At 39.1% G+C, this 17444-nt stretch carries 13 protein-coding genes; 10 read left to right on the top strand and 3 right to left on the bottom strand.

Annotated features, from left to right (window positions below):
* The first annotated feature begins 51 nt into the window (after positions 1-51).
* The 5 genes from prfB to Bovatus_RS17895 all read left to right on the top strand — a co-directional run bounded on the left by prfB (position 52) and on the right by Bovatus_RS17895 (position 6021).
* Positions 52-1168, top strand: a protein-coding gene (prfB, locus tag Bovatus_RS17875; protein WP_143256892.1) for a peptide chain release factor 2 whose coding sequence is annotated in 2 segments (ribosomal slippage) — positions 52-114 and positions 116-1168 — 1116 coding nt in all. Because the reading frame shifts where the segments join, the coding sequence is not laid out codon by codon here.
* Positions 1169-1622: 454 nt separating this feature from the next.
* The gene (locus tag Bovatus_RS17880) at positions 1623-2675 is read left to right on the top strand and encodes a porin (protein ID WP_008776009.1); all 1053 of its coding nucleotides are present in this window, start codon (positions 1623-1625) and stop codon (positions 2673-2675) included.
* A gap of 118 nt (positions 2676-2793) precedes the next feature.
* Positions 2794-3261, top strand: a complete 468-nt coding sequence (locus Bovatus_RS17885; RefSeq protein WP_004322328.1) for a CYTH domain-containing protein — start codon at positions 2794-2796, stop codon at positions 3259-3261.
* A 58-nt stretch (positions 3262-3319) separates the two neighbouring features.
* The gene (locus Bovatus_RS17890) at positions 3320-4612 is read left to right on the top strand and encodes an MgtC/SapB family protein (protein WP_032852763.1); all 1293 of its coding nucleotides are present in this window, start codon (positions 3320-3322) and stop codon (positions 4610-4612) included.
* Between the two features lie 146 nt (positions 4613-4758).
* Positions 4759-6021 (top strand): ATP-binding protein, encoded by a 1263-nt coding sequence (locus Bovatus_RS17895; protein WP_004299558.1) that lies wholly within the window; start codon positions 4759-4761, stop codon positions 6019-6021.
* Between the two features lie 160 nt (positions 6022-6181).
* On the opposite strand, the gene Bovatus_RS17900 is transcribed toward Bovatus_RS17895, so the two are convergent.
* Together Bovatus_RS17900 and Bovatus_RS17905 are read right to left on the bottom strand one after the other, a co-directional pair.
* Complete coding sequence (locus Bovatus_RS17900; RefSeq protein ID WP_004299559.1) at positions 6182-7342, bottom strand: DNA/RNA non-specific endonuclease; 1161 nt, start codon at positions 7340-7342, stop codon at positions 6182-6184.
* Positions 7339-8364 carry an endonuclease/exonuclease/phosphatase family protein gene (locus tag Bovatus_RS17905; RefSeq protein ID WP_004299560.1) on the bottom strand — a complete coding sequence of 342 codons (1026 nt, stop codon included), beginning with the start codon at positions 8362-8364 and terminating at the stop codon, positions 7339-7341. The genes Bovatus_RS17900 and Bovatus_RS17905 overlap by 4 nt, the downstream gene beginning before the upstream one ends.
* A gap of 200 nt (positions 8365-8564) precedes the next feature.
* On the opposite strand from Bovatus_RS17905, the gene Bovatus_RS17910 reads away from it, so the two are divergent.
* From Bovatus_RS17910 to Bovatus_RS17930, 5 genes are all read left to right on the top strand, one after another.
* Positions 8565-11093 (top strand): TonB-dependent receptor, encoded by a 2529-nt coding sequence (locus tag Bovatus_RS17910; protein ID WP_004299561.1) that lies wholly within the window; start codon positions 8565-8567, stop codon positions 11091-11093.
* 47 nt (positions 11094-11140) lie between these two features.
* Entirely contained in the window at positions 11141-11983 is an 843-nt protein-coding gene (locus tag Bovatus_RS17915; RefSeq protein WP_004322324.1) for a DUF5689 domain-containing protein, read from the top strand.
* Between the two features lie 20 nt (positions 11984-12003).
* Complete coding sequence (locus Bovatus_RS25720) at positions 12004-13197, top strand: DUF6359 domain-containing protein (RefSeq protein WP_004299563.1); 1194 nt, start codon at positions 12004-12006, stop codon at positions 13195-13197.
* Positions 13198-13278: 81 nt separating this feature from the next.
* The gene (locus Bovatus_RS25725; RefSeq protein ID WP_004299564.1) at positions 13279-14076 is read left to right on the top strand and encodes a carbohydrate binding domain-containing protein; all 798 of its coding nucleotides are present in this window, start codon (positions 13279-13281) and stop codon (positions 14074-14076) included.
* A gap of 210 nt (positions 14077-14286) precedes the next feature.
* Positions 14287-15138 (top strand): DNA/RNA non-specific endonuclease, encoded by an 852-nt coding sequence (locus tag Bovatus_RS17930; protein WP_004299565.1) that lies wholly within the window; start codon positions 14287-14289, stop codon positions 15136-15138.
* Between the two features lie 47 nt (positions 15139-15185).
* Here the strand turns inward: Bovatus_RS17930 and Bovatus_RS17935 are convergent, their stop codons facing one another.
* Complete coding sequence (locus Bovatus_RS17935) at positions 15186-16739, bottom strand: ATP-binding protein (protein ID WP_004299566.1); 1554 nt, start codon at positions 16737-16739, stop codon at positions 15186-15188.
* Positions 16740-17444: the final 705 nt, after the last annotated feature.

Here is a 17444-nt window from a genome sequence, read left to right on the forward strand (position 1 = left end):
TATCTTTGTCCCCGATATCTGAAATTTGTAAATAATAAAATTGTAAATCAAATGATTACTATTGAACAACTTAAAGACGTGAAAGAGCGCACTGATGCGCTGAGGAGGTATCTTTGACATCGACGGGAAGAAAATTCAAGTCGAAGAAGAGCAATTAAGAACACAAGCTCCGGGATTCTGGGATGACCAGAAGAGAGCCGAAGCTCAAATGAAACTGGTGAAAGACCTGCAAAAGTGGATTGAGGGTTACAACGAACTCAAAACGCTGGCAGACGAACTCGAACTGGCATTTGATTTCTATAAAGAAGAACTGGTGACTGAGGAAGATGTAGATGCTGCTTATGCAAAAGCCAGTGAGGCGGTAGAGGCACTCGAACTCAAAAATATGCTTCGTGATGAAGCCGACCAGATGGATTGTGTGCTGAAAATCAATTCAGGTGCCGGTGGTACGGAAAGTCAGGACTGGGCTTCCATGTTGATGCGTATGTATCTGCGTTATGCCGAGACGAATGGTTATAAAGCTACCATTGCCAACCTTCAGGAAGGGGATGAAGCCGGAATCAAGACTTGTACTATCAATATCGAAGGTGACTTTGCTTATGGTTATTTGAAAGGAGAGAACGGTGTGCACCGTTTGGTTCGTGTTTCTCCCTACAATGCGCAGGGTAAACGTATGACCTCTTTTGCTTCTGTGTTTGTTACTCCGTTGGTAGATGACAGTATTGAAGTTAATATTTTGCCTGCCAATATCTCTTGGGATACGTTCCGAAGCGGTGGTGCCGGTGGACAGAATGTGAATAAGGTGGAGTCCGGTGTCCGTTTGCGTTATCAGTATAAAGACCCTTATACCGGTGAGGAAGAAGAAATCCTGATCGAGAATACCGAAACCCGTGACCAACCGAAGAATCGTGAGAATGCAATGCGTCAGTTACGTTCTATCTTATATGATAAGGAATTGCAGCACCGTATGGCAGAACAGGCGAAGGTGGAAGCCGGTAAGAAGAAAATCGAATGGGGTTCTCAAATCCGAAGCTACGTATTTGATGACCGTCGTGTGAAAGACCACCGTACCAACTATCAAACCTCGGATGTGAACGGCGTGATGGATGGCAAAATAGATGGTTTTATCAAAGCTTATTTGATGGAGTTTTCTTCACAAGAATCATAAAAAATAAAATTAGCAAGAATTATTTTTGGAAAGTTAATAGATTTGTACTTACTTTGTTAGCGTTGAACTTTAAAGCTAACTATTATGGGTAAGGTGAAGAAAAAAGTAGCAATTAGTAAGAAAGAAGAAGAACAAGCCCAGAAGGTTGTCAAAATAGTGTTCGTCTCATTAATTATTTTGGCATTGATTATGCTGATCGCATTTTCCTTTTTCGGCTGATAAGTTCGCCACAAATTATACGGTTAACCCAGATTGTTTGGTTATTGATAGGATAAATATCAAATTCGATCTGTATTAATCTGCGTAATTTGTGGCGAACTCTTTGTTTTGTAATGCATTTGTGTTCTCTGTAATATAAATGTAACTTTTCTGTCATTTTCCCGTAGTTAATTTGTCATCTCCGTGTATCCTCACAGTTGTACTTTTGCCGTGAATTTAGTAGCAGACAACTGAAATGAGTAGAATCAGAACAACCGTCGTTATGCTTTTGCTGGCGACAATGGCCTTTGGACAGGCAAAAGAAGATGCAGGGGATGGTAAGATGCTGGATAAACAGACCATGGAGTTTAAGGATTATCTGCCGGAGATTCACGGAACAATCCGGGGAAAGTACGAATATCAGACAGAAACAAGTGAAAGCCGTTTTGAAGTACGTAATGCACGCTTCAGTGTTTCGGGAAATGTGCATCCGATAGTTGCTTATAAAGCGGAAATCGACCTTTCCGATGAAGGCTCTATCAAGATGCTTGATGCGTATGCACGTGTTTTTCCGGTGAAAGACCTGAATTTTACGATTGGTCAGATGCGCGTTCCTTTCACAATAGACGCTCACCGCTCACCACATCAGCAGTATTTTGCCAACCGTTCATTCATTGCCAAGCAAGTAGGAAATGTGCGTGACGTTGGTTTTACGGCTGGCTATACGAATAAAGGTGGCTTCCCTTTTATCCTTGAAGGAGGATTATTCAACGGCTCCGGTTTGACCAATCAGAAAGAATGGCATAAAACGCTGAATTACTCCATAAAAGCACAGTTACTGCCTAATAAGAACTGGAATCTGACACTTAGCACCCAAATGATAAAACCGGAAAATGTACGGATTAATATGTACGATGCCGGTATCTATTATCAGAATGACCGTTTTCATATTGAGGCGGAATATTTATATAAAATGTACGGCCACGAAGCATTTAAAGATGTTCATGCGGTGAATAGTTTTATTAATTACGATTTACCATTAAAGAAAGTGTTCAATAAAATCTCTTTCCTGGCTCGCTATGATATGATGACCGATCATAGTGATGGCAAGATGGATGAAACGACAAAAGCTCTGATTATAAATGATTATGCCCGACATCGTGTGACGGGTGGAATCACGCTAAGTCTTTCCAAAGCTTTCATTGCCGACCTCCGATTGAACTTCGAGAAATATTTCTATAAGAACTCCGGCGTTCCAAAAGAATCGGAACGGGACAAAATCGTGATTGAGTTTATGACGAGATTCTGAAATAAATTGAGACTTGAAAATTGAGAATTAAGAATTGTAGTTTTCTGATACATGATGTGAGATGTCAAACTATCATTTTTTAATTCTCAATTTTCAATTTTTAATTTATCTTTGTGCCATGGCACAGGAAATAGAACGTAAATTTTTAGTTATCGGTGAATTCAAGTCTTCGGCTTTTGCGCAAAGTCACATTGTGCAGGGGTATATCAGTAGTGCTCGCGGGCGTACTGTCCGGGTTCGTATTCGGGATGATAAAGGTTATCTGACAATAAAGGGAGCTTCTAATGCTTCCGGTACCAGTCGTTATGAATGGGAAAAGGAACTGGCCTTATCAGAAGCAGAAGAATTGATGAGGCTTTGCGAACCGGGGATTATTGACAAGATCCGTTATTTGGTACGTAGTGGCAAACATGTATTTGAAGTCGACGAGTTTTATGGTGAGAATGAAGGACTTATTGTGGCAGAAGTAGAGTTGGAATCGGAAGATGAGGCTTTTGTAAAGCCCGACTTTATCGGTGAGGAGGTAACGGGCGACATACGCTACTATAACTCACAGCTAATGAAAAAACCGTATAAAACGTGGTGAGCGTTAACAAATAAACCGTATATTTGTTCTTATATAAAAAAGAGAGCAGTATATGGATATGGAACAGTTGTACAGTTATGTGCCGCGTGAATTGGTTACTTTTGTTTTAGTAACCTTGTTTTCTTTATTAATCGGACTTTCGCAACGTCGAATCAGTCTGAAGCGTGAGGGGGAAACTACTCTTTTCGGAACCGACCGCACCTTTACCTTTATTGGTATACTGGGTTACTTGCTTTATATCTTAGACCCTACGGATATGCGTCTGTTTATGGGAGGTGGAGCGGTATTGGGATTGCTGTTGGGATTAAACTATTATGTAAAGCAATCACAATTTCATGTTTTTGGTGTAACTACCATCATTATTGCCCTGATTACTTATTGTATGGCTCCTATCGTAGCTACCCAACCTTCCTGGTTTTATGTTATGGTAGTTGTGACTGTGCTTCTGCTGACTGAACTCAAACATACTTTTACGGAGTTTGCGCAACGGATGAAGAATGATGAAATGATTACGTTAGCCAAGTTCTTGGCTATCAGCGGTATCATATTACCGATGCTTCCGCATAAGAATCTGATTCCGGATATTAATCTTACTCCTTATTCTATTTGGTTGGCAACGGTAGTAGTATCCGGCATTTCCTATCTCTCTTATCTATTAAAAAGGTATGTATTCCATGAATCCGGCACGTTAGTTTCTGGTATTATTGGTGGATTATACAGCAGTACGGCTACGATCTCGGTACTTGCCCGTAAAAGCCGAAAAGCATCAGAGCAGGAAGCGACTGATTATGTTGCTGCCATGTTGCTGGCTGTTAGCATGATGTTTCTGCGATTTATGATACTGATACTTATTTTCAGTAGAGAAATCTTCCTGTCTATTTATCCATATCTGTTGACTATGGCTGTAGTCGCGGCTATTGTTGCCTGGTTTATCCATTCCCGGCAAAAACGACCGGAAGACCAGTCTGCTGAAACAGAAGAGGATGATAGTAGCAACCCGTTGGAATTTAAAGTTGCTTTGATTTTTGCCGTACTCTTTGTGATATTCACTTTCTTAACTCACTATACGTTAGTGTATGCGGGCACAGGCGGATTAAATCTCTTGTCTTTTGTTTCCGGTTTTAGTGATATAACTCCTTTCATCTTAAACTTGTTGCAAAATACAGGTAGTGTGGCTGCATTGATAATTACTGCTTGTAGTATGCAGGCTATCATTAGCAATATAATGGTAAATATGTTCTATGCTCTATTCTTTGCAGGGAAGGGAAGTAAACTTCGTCCTTGGATTTTGGGAGGATTCGGTGTGGTAATTGCTTGTAATCTCGTTTTGTTGCTGTTCTTTTATATTTAAGAAATAGAGTAATAGGTTCTTTTTCATAGGCTCAAATTCTAGTAATTTATTATTTTGTCGAATATAATCGATAAAATAGAGATATTTTTATCGATTATATTCGATAAAAATAGTCTATATTTGTCGAATATAATCGATAATGTAAAATGGATAAGGAACTGATAAAAGGATTGATAGCTGAATATCAGCAGTTTGTAAAGAGCGTGTCATTCGTGAAACGTGCGGTGACTCTATCTGATAACTTCAATTATGTCTTTGTAGGTTTACGTCGGGTTGGGAAGTCTTATTTGATGTATCAGCAGATACATCATTTAATAGAGACAGGTATTTCACCGGAAGAGATTCTTTTCTTTAATTTTGAGGATGAGCGAATAGCTGGTATGGATACAGAACATCTTGATATGATAAAGAGATGTTATGAAGAGATGTATTCTCATCGTCCTATATTTTTTTTAGATGAAATACAGATTGTACCGCATTGGGAACAATTTGTCCGACGGCTTGCCGATCAGAAGTACAGGGTTTATGTAACAGGGAGCAATGCTAAGATGTTGAGTAAGGATATAGCTACTACTTTAGGGGGACGTTTTATGATTCAATACGTCTATCCTTTCTCGTTTCGTGAGTATTTGTCATCTAACGGTGTTCAATTAGATAAGCTTTGGATTTATAAGAACCGTTCGGAGGTAGTCCGACATTTCGATACTTACTTTCGTTTTGGTGGTTTACCCGAACTGTTAGTGGCCGAGGGACAAGAGAAACGACAATGGCTGAGTAGTCTTTTTAATAAGATATTCTTCGGTGATTTAGTGGCTCGTTATTCTATTCGAAATGATATGGCGTTAAAGGTACTCATTCGAAAACTGGCTGAAAGCGTGAAGCAGCCTTCTTCTTTCACTCGTCTGGCTAATTTAGTATCTTCCACAGGCAAGAAGATTACCACTGATACTATTATAGACTATTTGAATTATCTGGAAGATACCTGGATCATGTTTTCTTTAGAAAACTACGCTAGTAAGTTAGCCGATAAAGTGTCCAATAAAAAATATTATTTTATGGATAATGGAATACTTAGTCTGTTTTTAATGGATCCGGAAACTTCTTTATTGGAAAATCTCGTGGCAGTTACATTAAAAAAACGGTATGGCGATGATTTATATTTCTATCATCGGAATATAGAAGTAGACTTTTATCTGGATGAAGGGCATAAGGCCATACAAGTATCATATAGTTTAAAAGATCCGGAGACTCGAAAACGAGAAGTGAATGCCTTACTGAAACTTGCAGAAAATGTGGCAGTGGATGATCTGTGTATTATTACCAGAGACGAAGAGGAAATGATCGTAGAAGGAGAGAAGACGATTCGGGTTGTGCCGGTGTGGAGGTGGTTGCTGGATGATGAAGGATGAATAAGCTATTCCTGATTTGTAAAGATGCCTGGATAATAAAAATTCAGGACTAAATATTAAAAGAGGGTATGCCAGATTAATGTGCACCCCTCTTTTTTATTATATTTAAAAATCACATGAAATCTTTTATCTAATGATTGCTAGTAACGTGTCTTGTTTTTTACCACTGCCAATCATTTACATTATAAGTTGCTTCTACTGTATTTTCGATATTGTCGGGTAGATTATGGAAGAAATCTATGCCAGTTTCTTGTTCCAAAGCATCAATCGACATGAGATATTTCTTTGGGTCTTTTTTGTCAGGATCATCTTTAAGATTTTCGTGAGGCATATAAAATCCTATTGCTTTATAATTATCTCCGCTACGGAAAAGTACTGCCATAAAGAAATATTTTGGAATAGCTATCTCATTTTTTATATATCCTTTTATCATGCCTTCTCCAATAGTTCCTCCTTTTACAACATATAGTGTATCTGTTGATCTTGAAATGTTATATCCCCATGCTTGTACTTTGTCTTCTCCCGTATTCCAGGCACTTCCACTTTGATTGAATCCGTTACCAGATTGCGGGCTTATGTTTGACATATAGAATGTTTGTTGATTGGCCTCTTTGGAGTACTGTCTGTCTGATGATGCGCATAAATGCCCTCTAGTATATCCGGAATTTGTATAGTCGTTGTGCTTTGCCGCATATTGTGATGGTAATTCAGGATCGGGTTTGTATGCTTCATTACGTCCAACATTTCCGCCTGTTGTATTGTCGAAACGATAAGCTATCCAATAAGAATGTTTATACTTGTAACTGTATTCCAAACTATAAGTTGGGTAATCTTTGCCATTCCGTTTAGTTGTATGAGTGATAAATTGGTTCATACTTCCACCTTTTAACGCTGGAATCTCAAGCATGCTTGCATATCCCGAAGGTTTTTCCGGATCTGGAACAGGATTTGAACCATTGCCTGCTAATTGTTTGAGTGTGAATTTGGCCTCCTCTTTTCCGGCTGTGATTGTAATAATGACACTTCGTTCAGCTCCGGTATTTGCTTTCATATATCCACTGATAGAGCCATTTCCATTGCCGGATGTTCTACTCAATGTACACCAAGTCTCACTACTTGAAGCCTGCCATGTGCCATCAGCTTTTACACGAATGATAAATCCGCCTCCATTGGCATTGATTTGTGTTTGGTCAATAGAGGCAATTCCTTGATTGGTATTGCCTGAGTTGTCTGGAAGTTCAGGCGAATCCTGTTCACTACATGAGATTGCAGTGCTACAAGTTATGAACAGGATGAATAGTTTAAATAATGCTTTTGTCATTTCACTTCTTTAATTAGATAAATAATAGTAGGCAAGTGATCGCTATATCCGTTTAGCCATACACCACCTGCCTGTGTCCGTTTAGGATATCCTTTATATTTTCCTTCTTTTTGGAACATAAAATCACGGCTGAAGATTTCATGTTTATAGAATTTCAGTGTACTGCGGTCAGTGCCCAACAAATTTCCGGTGAATACAATTTGATCGAACAAATTCCATTTACCTTTGTACATCAGAGTTCCATATCCTTTCTTCAAAGTATCCCACCATGGATTGTACAAGTCTGTAGGACCTGCATCAACAGGTTTCCGTTTAGCTCCAAGTGCTACAGCCATACTTTTATCCATCGGGTCATCGTTCATATCCCCCATGATAACAATTTTGGCTGCGGAGTCTTCCCTTAACAGTGAATCTTTGATAGCTCTAACTTGTTCTCCTGCGCGTTCACGTGCTGGAGAAGCGGCAGCTCTCGAAGGCCAGTGATTGACGATAAAGTGCATTTTCTCATCTGCGATATTGCCGCTGGCAATCAGGAAACCACGTGTCTTATGCACTGTATCATTGATATATACATAAGGTACGAGTTTACTATTTGTCAGTTCAAACAATTTGGGATTATAGAAGAAAGCACAGTCCACACCACGTTGATCTTCTCCTTCGTAGTGAACATATCGGTACCCTCTGTCCGCTAAAGCTGGTTGCTTCAGTATGTCTTCCAATACTCTGTAATTTTCGATTTCAGAAACGCCGATAATGGCGGGACCCATTGGCAACTTGTCGGTACTTAACAGGCTTAATATTTCCGACATGTTTTTCAGCTTAGCCTTATACTTCATCGTATTCCACTGATTAGTACCGTTAGGAAGATACTCGTAGTCATTCTTACCTTCATCGTGAATGGTATCAAACAAATTCTCCATATTGTAGAACGCTACACTGTAGAGGGCAAATTTCTTTTCCTGTCCATAGGCCATGAGGACGAAAAGAGCGAGTACACCTAAAGTCATTAAGCTTTTTTTCATCTTTGAAATTGATTTTAAAAGTGGGTAATTTGTCATTTGTATGACAAATATCTAAAAAGAAAACGAAAAACCCACCCTTGCGAGTTACTTTTTTTGTAAAAAACATTGTTATTTATAAAATTCTTTGTTATTTTGCGTAACAGCTTATTTCATTTGTATTGCAAAGCGAAAGACCAATTAACATTAATATAAATTAAATTATGAAACAACGACTAGGGTTAGCGATCGTGCTATTTTGCTTAATGCCAGCACTTTTTGCTCAGCAAAAGGCAAAGCAAAACGCCCGTGAGGACAATGCTTCTTTCATGTTTACAGAATCACAATTGAATGAGGATGATGATGCAGCACAGAGCACATCTGCATTGGTCACTTCTAACAATGATGTTTATCTGTCAAATGTAGGTTATCTGTTTAGCCCAATGAGATTTCGTGTGAGGGGATATGATTCCCAGTATAGTGACATGTATATCAATGGGGTACAGTTTAATGATGCAGAAACAGGACGTTTCAGTTACGGATTAATAGGAGGATTGAACGATGCTACCCGTAATAAGGAGGGGATCGGTCCTTTTGAAATTAACAACTTTACTTTCGGAGCCATAGGGGGAGCTTCCAATATCAATTTACGTGCCAGCCAATATGCGGCCGGTTCAAAACTAACCTTATCAGGTAGTAACCGCAACTATATCTTGCGTGGAATGTATACTTATTCTACAGGTCTGATGAATAATGGATGGGCCTTTACCGGTTCATTGGGATATCGTTGGGGTAACGAGGGAAATATTGAAGGAATCAAGTACAACTCTTTTTCTTACTTCCTCGGTGCAGAGAAAGTATTCAATGATCGCCATAGTCTTTCTTTGGCAACTTGGGGAACACCTACAGAGAGAGGGCAGCAAATGGCGGCAACTGAAGAAGCCTATTATTTAGCAAACAGTCATTATTATAATCCGAACTGGGGATATCAGAATGGAGAAAAAAGAAATGCGCGTATTGTACGCCAGTTCGAGCCATCAGCCATCGCTTCATGGAATTTCACCATTGATGATAATAAGAAACTGGTGACGAGTGCCGGATTCAAATATTCCAATTATGGTAAAAGTGCTTTAGGCTGGAATGGTAATGCAGCCGATCCGCGTCCGGATTATTATAAAAAATTGCCTAGCTCTATCTTCGACGTGTGGGAATCCGTTCCTACTGCCGATGAACTGCAGCAGTTTAATGAGGTTACTGATAATTGGAAGAATAATAAAGCTTATCGCCAGTTGGATTGGGATGCTCTTTATTTTGCCAATAAACAAGCGAATGCATTAGGTAAAGAGACGCTTTATTATGTGGAAGAACGTCACGACGACCAGTTAGCTTTCAACTTGAGTTCTGTATTCAATCATCAATGGAATGAGCGCAATAGCTATGTTGCTGGAATTGCAGTGAATACAACCAAAGGTATGCATTATAAGAAAATGAAAGACTTGCTGGGTGGACAGCTTTATACGGATGTCGACAAGTTCGCAGTACGTGACCATGGCGCTAGTTCCAGCATGGTGCAGAATGACCTCGATAATCCTAACCGTCGTATTGGTGAAGGTGATAAATTTGGTTATGACTATAACATCTATGTGAATAAGCAGAGCGCATGGGTACGTTACCAGGGTAATAATGGTGGATCATTAAATTATTTTGCTTCCGGTAAAATCGGATCTACACAAATGTTCCGTGATGGCTTGATGAGAAACGGACGTGCGCCATTGAAATCACTAGGTAGTAGCGGTACGGCGAAGTTCCTGGAAGGCGGTATAAAAGCTGGTCTGAATTGGGCTATCAATGGCAATCATTCCTTTACGTTGAATGCCGGATATGAAGAACGTGCACCGCTGGCTTACAACTCTTTCATCGCTCCGCGTATTAAGAACGATTTTGTGAGAGATTTGAAAACAGAGCGTATCATTGGTGGTGATTTGACTTACAACTTCAATACTCCTTGGGTGATGGGACGTTTAACGGGTTATTACACTCGTTTCCAGAATCAAGTAGAAATGGATGCTTTCTATAACGATAGCGAAGCACGTTTCACTTATCTTTCTATGAACGGTATTGAAAAGGAACATTGGGGAATAGAAGCTGCTGCTACCTTTAAATTGACAAGTGAGCTGTCATTAACAGCTATCGGTACTTGGAGCGAAGCTAAGTATACCAATAATCCGGATGCTGTGTTGACGTATGAAAGTGAGAATGAGTCAAACCTCGACCGTGTTTATGCTAAAGGTATGCGTGCCAATGGCACTCCGCTTTCTGCTTATAGTCTTGCTTTGGATTATAACGTAAAAGGTTGGTTCTTCAATTTGACAGGAAATTATTATGATCGTGTATATATCGATTTCTCAAGCTATCGTCGTCTTGGCAGTGTATTGGATAAGAATGGTGCCGGTGTAGATGCTAACGGAAATCCGGTTCTCAATGTACCGGGTCAGGAGAAACTGGATGGCGGATTTATGTTGGATGCTTCTATTGGAAAATATATCCGTTTGCGCAATGGAAAGAGCATTAGTCTCAATTTAAGTTTGACTAATATCCTGAACAATACAGATTTGCGTACAGGTGGTTTCGAACAAAACCGTGATGATAATTACAAAGACGGTGACGCACGTGTTTACAAGTTTTCCAAGAATTCTAAGTATTTCTACGCATTCCCGTTCAATGCTTTCTTGAACATTGGTTATAGATTTTAAGAATGTGTAGTTATCAATCCAAAACAAAAAGAAAGGAAGAAACAATTATGAAGAAATTACTATCTATATTATGTATCGGATTACTGCTATGTGGCGCAGGTCTCACTTCCTGTGAGAACTATGATGATCCGGTGACGGGAAATGCTTATGGCAATAATTCGATCCCGGAAGGACGTACGATTTCAATAGCGGCATTGAAAGAGAAATATAATGATTTCATTGATACGAGCAAAGATACTTATACGACTATTGAAGATGAGACACGTATTGAAGGGGTAATTACCTGCGATGATGAAAGTGGAAACTTGTATAAGAAGCTCGTGGTGGCAGATGAAACAGGAGCGATCGTTATTGGTGTTAATGCAACCGGATTGTATGCATTCTGCCCGGTAGGTCAGAAAGTCGTGATTGACTGTAAGGGTTTGCAGATAGGTAGCTATCGTAAACAGGCACAGATCGGAACTGTTTATAATAATGCAGTAGGCCGTATGCCGGAATATGTATGGAAACAACATGTACGTCTGATTAATGAACCTAAATTATACTATCCAGAACTGACACCGATTGAAATTACTACTCCAGCTGATCTTGCTGCTATAGACTTGAAAGAAGCTCCGGTACTGGTTACTTTCAAAGATATAAAACTTTCCGAAGCAGATGGAACAGCGACTTATGCTCCAGGAGATGAAGGTTCAGTAAAACGTTATTTCACTTATGCTGACGGTACGCAGAGTGGAAGTAATCTATTCCTTTATACCAGTGCTTATGCAAACTTCTCAATGGAAGTAATGCCGCAAGGTAGTGTAAATATTACAGGTATTTTGTTGCGTTACAATAACCAGTGGGAGGTTGTTGTTCGTACTTTAAGCGATATCAAACGAAATAATTAATTCAATTAACACATATAATTATGAAAAAGATTCTAAATGCTTTATTCTTGACACTGCTTACAGTGTTCACATTTAGTTCATGTAGTGATGTACCGGCTCCTTATGATATATTGGGAGAAGGTGATGTTCCGGGACTGACGGGTGATGGTACGAAAGAGAATCCATATAATATAGAAGCTGCACAACAGAAACAAGACGGTTCCATAGCTTGGGTGCAAGGATATATTGTGGGTGCTATAGAAAATGTATATGATGATAAAGGGGAATTTGCAGGCAATAAGGCCAGCTTTACAGCTCCTTTTACTATAACATCTAATGTGCTGATTGCTGAAAGTCCAGATGAAACCAATGAAAGTAAATGCTTGCCGGTTAAAATAAAGAATGGAAGTGAACTGTCTACTGCTTTAAACTTGAAAGACCATCCTGAAAATAAAGGAGGAATCTTGTTGATTCAAGGTGAGTTAAGTGCTGGTTTTGGAAAAGCAGCATTGATAAATACAACAGCTGCAGTATTTAATAATAAAGAGATTGGCGAAGAACAAGGTGGAGAAGATTTAGATCCTGATAATCCTCTGGGATTAGATACTTCAGTAGCTCCATTAGTAGATTTATCTAATAATTTTGACGATGTTCAACATCAGGCAGATTATTCAAAAGCTGGTTGGATTAATAAGGCTGTTAAAGGAAATAGAATTTGGCAAGGTGCTATTTATGATCCTCAAAAATATTTGGCAGCTTCAACTTATGGGGTAAATAGTGGTGAGACAGCAGAATATTGGTTTGTGACTCCTTATTTTACAGTTAATGCCGATAAGCAATTTACTTTTAAAGCTACTGTAAATAAGTATTCTGAAACAATGTCTCTGAAGGTATTCTTCTTGCAGATGAAAGATGGTAAAATGGAACGCCATGAAATATCTGTTACTGGTATCCCTACTTCTGGTACATATCAATGGACAAGTGATTTAAAGGTAGATTTAAGTACTTATGCGGGGCAGAATGGTTTTGTTGGTTTCCAGTATATGGCAATGCGAGGTGAAGAGGTACAGACTTATGGAATTGATGATATTTTGTATGGTGAAGGAGGCGGAGAAGTTCCTGGACCGGGAGAAGGTACTGAATTGTTAACTAATGGAGGTTTTGAAAACTGGGCTGATGGATATCCGACGGGTTGGAAGTCTGTATCTACAGCAAGCAGTGCAACTCTAGAATAGTCTACTGATAAGCGGAGTGGTACATCGTCTGTTTTAGTAAAGGGAGACCCATCAAGCAATAAGCGACTAGGTAGCATAGAAATGACATTGAAGGCTGGTACTTATGTGTTTTCTGCTTATTTTAAGGCTGCTACAGCTGATAAGACTAGTGCTCGTTTGGGGTATGTTCCAATTGATGAAGCTGGTAAACCTGGAAGTTATGTATATGATGAATATGTAAATGAGATCACTAATGCGGATTGGGTTACAAAAAGTTACACATTTTCTTTGACAGAAGAAAAGAAGATATGTTTGGTTGTTATGAATCCTAAAAGTCCGGGAAAAGATTTGTTGATAGATGATGCAAGTTTGAAAACTGAAGATGGAGGTATTGTAGGAGGTGGAGGAGTAGACCCGGAGCCAGAACAAGGTAATTTGGTGATTAATCCAGGATTTGAAAATTGGACTGCGGCTTTACCTACGGCATGGGATAATGCAACTTACAATACAGGTATCACCAAAGAAGCATCAATAGTGCACGGAGGTAACTTTTCCGTGAAACAGGATGCAACAGCTACCAATAAACTTCAACAGGAAATAACAATTGAAGGAGGAAAAACTTATCGAATATCATATTGGTATTTGGATAATACTCCAAATGCAAGAACTCGTCCGTGGATATTCTGGGTAGATGGAACTACTACTTTGAATGATCATGTTAATGATTTACGTCCTAGTACTTATTCTGTTGATAATGTAGAGTGGCAACAGTATTCTAAAACATTGCTAGCACCAGCTACAGCAAATAAATTACGTTTTGAAGTGAGAACTTATAAAGAAGGCGATAATTCTGGATTTATTTATTTTGATGACTTTGAAGTTGTTGAAGTGAAGGAATGACATACATTTTATGACAATAAGTTAATTGCAATCTTTTAATCTAAGTTTAACATCTCTCTTGTTCTATTCTTATCCTGGAAAGAAGAATGAGAGAGATGCTAATTTTATGAGTTTCTCATATTTGTTCGTGAAGCTTGTATGGCTTATTTAAATGAATTTATTTGATAGATATAATTTCGTCCATTTTGTTTGATTATAATAATACAATATATGAATTATAGATTTTTATATTGGGGGTTGAGTCTGTTATGTATAAGTTTCTGTGCTTGTGATAAAGATGATAATAACGACTCCAATAATTTTGCCACTGGCATCGTAGAACTACCTGCACTTCGCAATGGTGCAAACGATGTGTTTGTAACACACTACACCACTTTCAATGGGCAGAAAGTAACCTCTTTCAGTATGGAATACGATAAGAGTAAGAAGCATTCCCGTTGGGTTGCTTTTCGATTCGATAATCAAACTAGACTGCAAGGGGCAACTCGTGGCGATAATTTTATTCCGGACCCTTCTCTTGATACGGAATATCAGCGTACTCAAGTAGATTTTGGGAAAAAAGGTTATGATAGAGGGCATCTTTGTGCTTCTGCCGACAGACTTTATCGACAAGAAGCTAACGACCAAACCTTTTATTACACGAATATGAGTCCGCAACGGAACAATTTTAATACAGGTGTTTGGTTGGCATTGGAAGGGCAAGTACAGTCATGGGGGCGTAGCTGTACAGCTTCAGATACCTTGTATGTAGTAAAAGGCGGAACGATTGATAAGGAAGAACAAGTCAAAGAATATATAGGTGGCGACCGTAGCAAGCCTGTTCCTAAATATTATTATATGGCTTTGTTGTTTAAAAAGGGAGATTCTTTCAAAGCAATTGCTTTCTGGATGGAACATACGGACAGCAAACCGTCAAAAACAATAAAACTTGTTGACTATGCATTATCAATAGATGAACTGGAAGAAAAGACAGGAATTGATTTCTTCCCAAATCTGAATGATAATCTGGAAAATGCACTTGAGGCTACGTATTCAACAAAAGCGTGGCCGGGATTGGAATAAGATCACCACGTTAATAATAACAGTCTCTTTTCAAGGCGGGGTATACTTCAGGATTCTACCACCCATTTTTCGATATTACGGGTTTTCTCACTGAAGTTAATTCCTATCTTGAATAGTTTCCGTCCATCCGCTTCGAAAGGTAGCGCATAGCGTTTGTCATTAATTTGCTGCAAAGCCTCTTCTGCTGTTCCGTTTAGCTTGAATTCCATTATATAAATGAACTTCTCTGTCTGTAGCACGAGATCTATACGCCCGTCATTAGTGTGGTATTCCACCTTGGTATAGAAGCCAACCAGCTTGAAAACGATGAAAAGTACGTTCTCATAATGTAGTTCCTGCTCCCGGATTACTTCGTAAGTCGTATCGGCAAAGAAACTCTGCAGGCGGTGGAAGAAAGAATCATAATCTCCCGTTTCTACTTCACGGACGAATTTTTGAACTTCAAATGGGGATTCCACCTTATTCACATTCGCGTAAAAAGGAAGCAGAAAGCGAATGAATCCTTCTTCTACTTCACGGTTGGGGAAACCTAAACGGTATATGCCAAAACGTTCGTCATATCCTTTAATGGTGAGGTATCCGCTTTGGTAAATCACTGGAATCGGGTTGGTTGATTCGGAGTCGATGCTATTCAGTACTTGTGCATCAGTTTCTTCGTGTGCCATCCGTTCCAGATCATAATGATGCTTTTTTAGTAACTTAACCAGATAGGTAGGTGTCCCCGTCTCAAACCAATAACTGCCGAATTCTTTATATTTGAAAGCGTTGAGCAGACTAAACGGATTATATATACCGATAGAATTATGTGTAAAATGATAGCCATCATAATATTCTTTTAGTTTTGTACAGAGCTTGTCATACGACAAATCTTGCGTCTCTGCAAACTCATGAAGTTCGATATCTAAGTTTTCATGAAGCTCCTGATCGCTGACACCGCAAATTTCAACATAATCTTTTCGCATTGAGATGTCATCCAAATTATTCAAGTCGCTAAACACACTGACTTTGCCAAACTTTGTAACGCCGGTCAAGAACGCAAACTTTATATAGCCATCCATTGTTTTGAGTGCCCCATAGAAAGGTTTTAAAGTGTCCCGGAATTGTTTTTGCAATTTTTCGTTGCCGATGGCTTGCAACATGGGCTTATCATATTCATCTACCAAAATAACTACGCGTTGTCCTGCCTGCTTGCAGGCGCGTTCTATGATACCGGCAAAACGCAGGGAAAATGAGCGTTCGGATGGCTCGGCACCATAGAGCTTTTCCCATGCAGTCAACGATTTTTCGAGTATATTATCCAGACTTTCCGGCGTATCATATTTTTCGATATTAAGGTCCAGATGTAGTATCGGATATTTAATCCAATCCTTTTCCAACCTTTCTACAGCCAGTCCTGTAAACAGTTCTTTTTTTCCTTGAAAATAGGCTTCAAGAGTAGAGATGAGCAGACTCTTTCCGAAGCGGCGCGGGCGGCTTAAGAAATAGTAACTACCGGTTTTTACCATTTGATACATCAATGCCGTTTTATCAATATATAAATAGCCGTCATTACGAATCTTTTCGAAATTCTGTATGCCAATGGGATAAATTTTAGTGCTCATATACTCCGGTTTTATAAATCAATTACACAAAGGTAATAAATTTCCGGGTACTTCATTGCTTTTAAAAAGAGGAAAGTATAAGTATAGTTGCTTTTAACTGAATGAAGTGTAGAAAACAGTCATACTGTATACATTAACTTCCCGTTTCCAGGCGGGGAACTGTCGTTTCCGGCATTAGAAATTACAATTTCCACGGTAGGAAACGAGAGTTTCTAAGGCGGGACACTACAGTTTCTACGTAAGGATACTGTCGTTTCCCCGTAGAGACACCACAAATTATCCATAGAGTCACCCCAATTATCCCATAGCTTTGCATCAAGGAATCAAGGCTTTTTCTTTGATTATATAACGTGTTGCAGATACTTTATCTGCAACCTATCTGCCGCAGGTATCTGCAACGTTCCAACTGTTTGTCAACTAGTGTATTACACGCGTTTGGTTGCAGGTGGCAGATGTTTTTATGTTTTTTCAACTTTATAGAGGAAGGATTACGCATCAAAATTAGGGTCACAACCGTAAGTCATAAACCCAATTCACCTCTGTGTCCTCCGTGTCCTCTGTGGTGAAAAGAATCAAAACTGCATAGAAACGAGTTAAACGGTGCGCTAATGAATGGGTCCAGGGTGAGGGTAGATTTATAACTTTCGTATTTTTTTTTGAGGATAAAAAAGGAGATAGTATAGAAAATAATAAAATAAAAGGTTA

The organism is Bacteroides ovatus, assembly GCF_001314995.1.
Lineage (GTDB): Bacteria > Bacteroidota > Bacteroidia > Bacteroidales > Bacteroidaceae > Bacteroides > Bacteroides ovatus.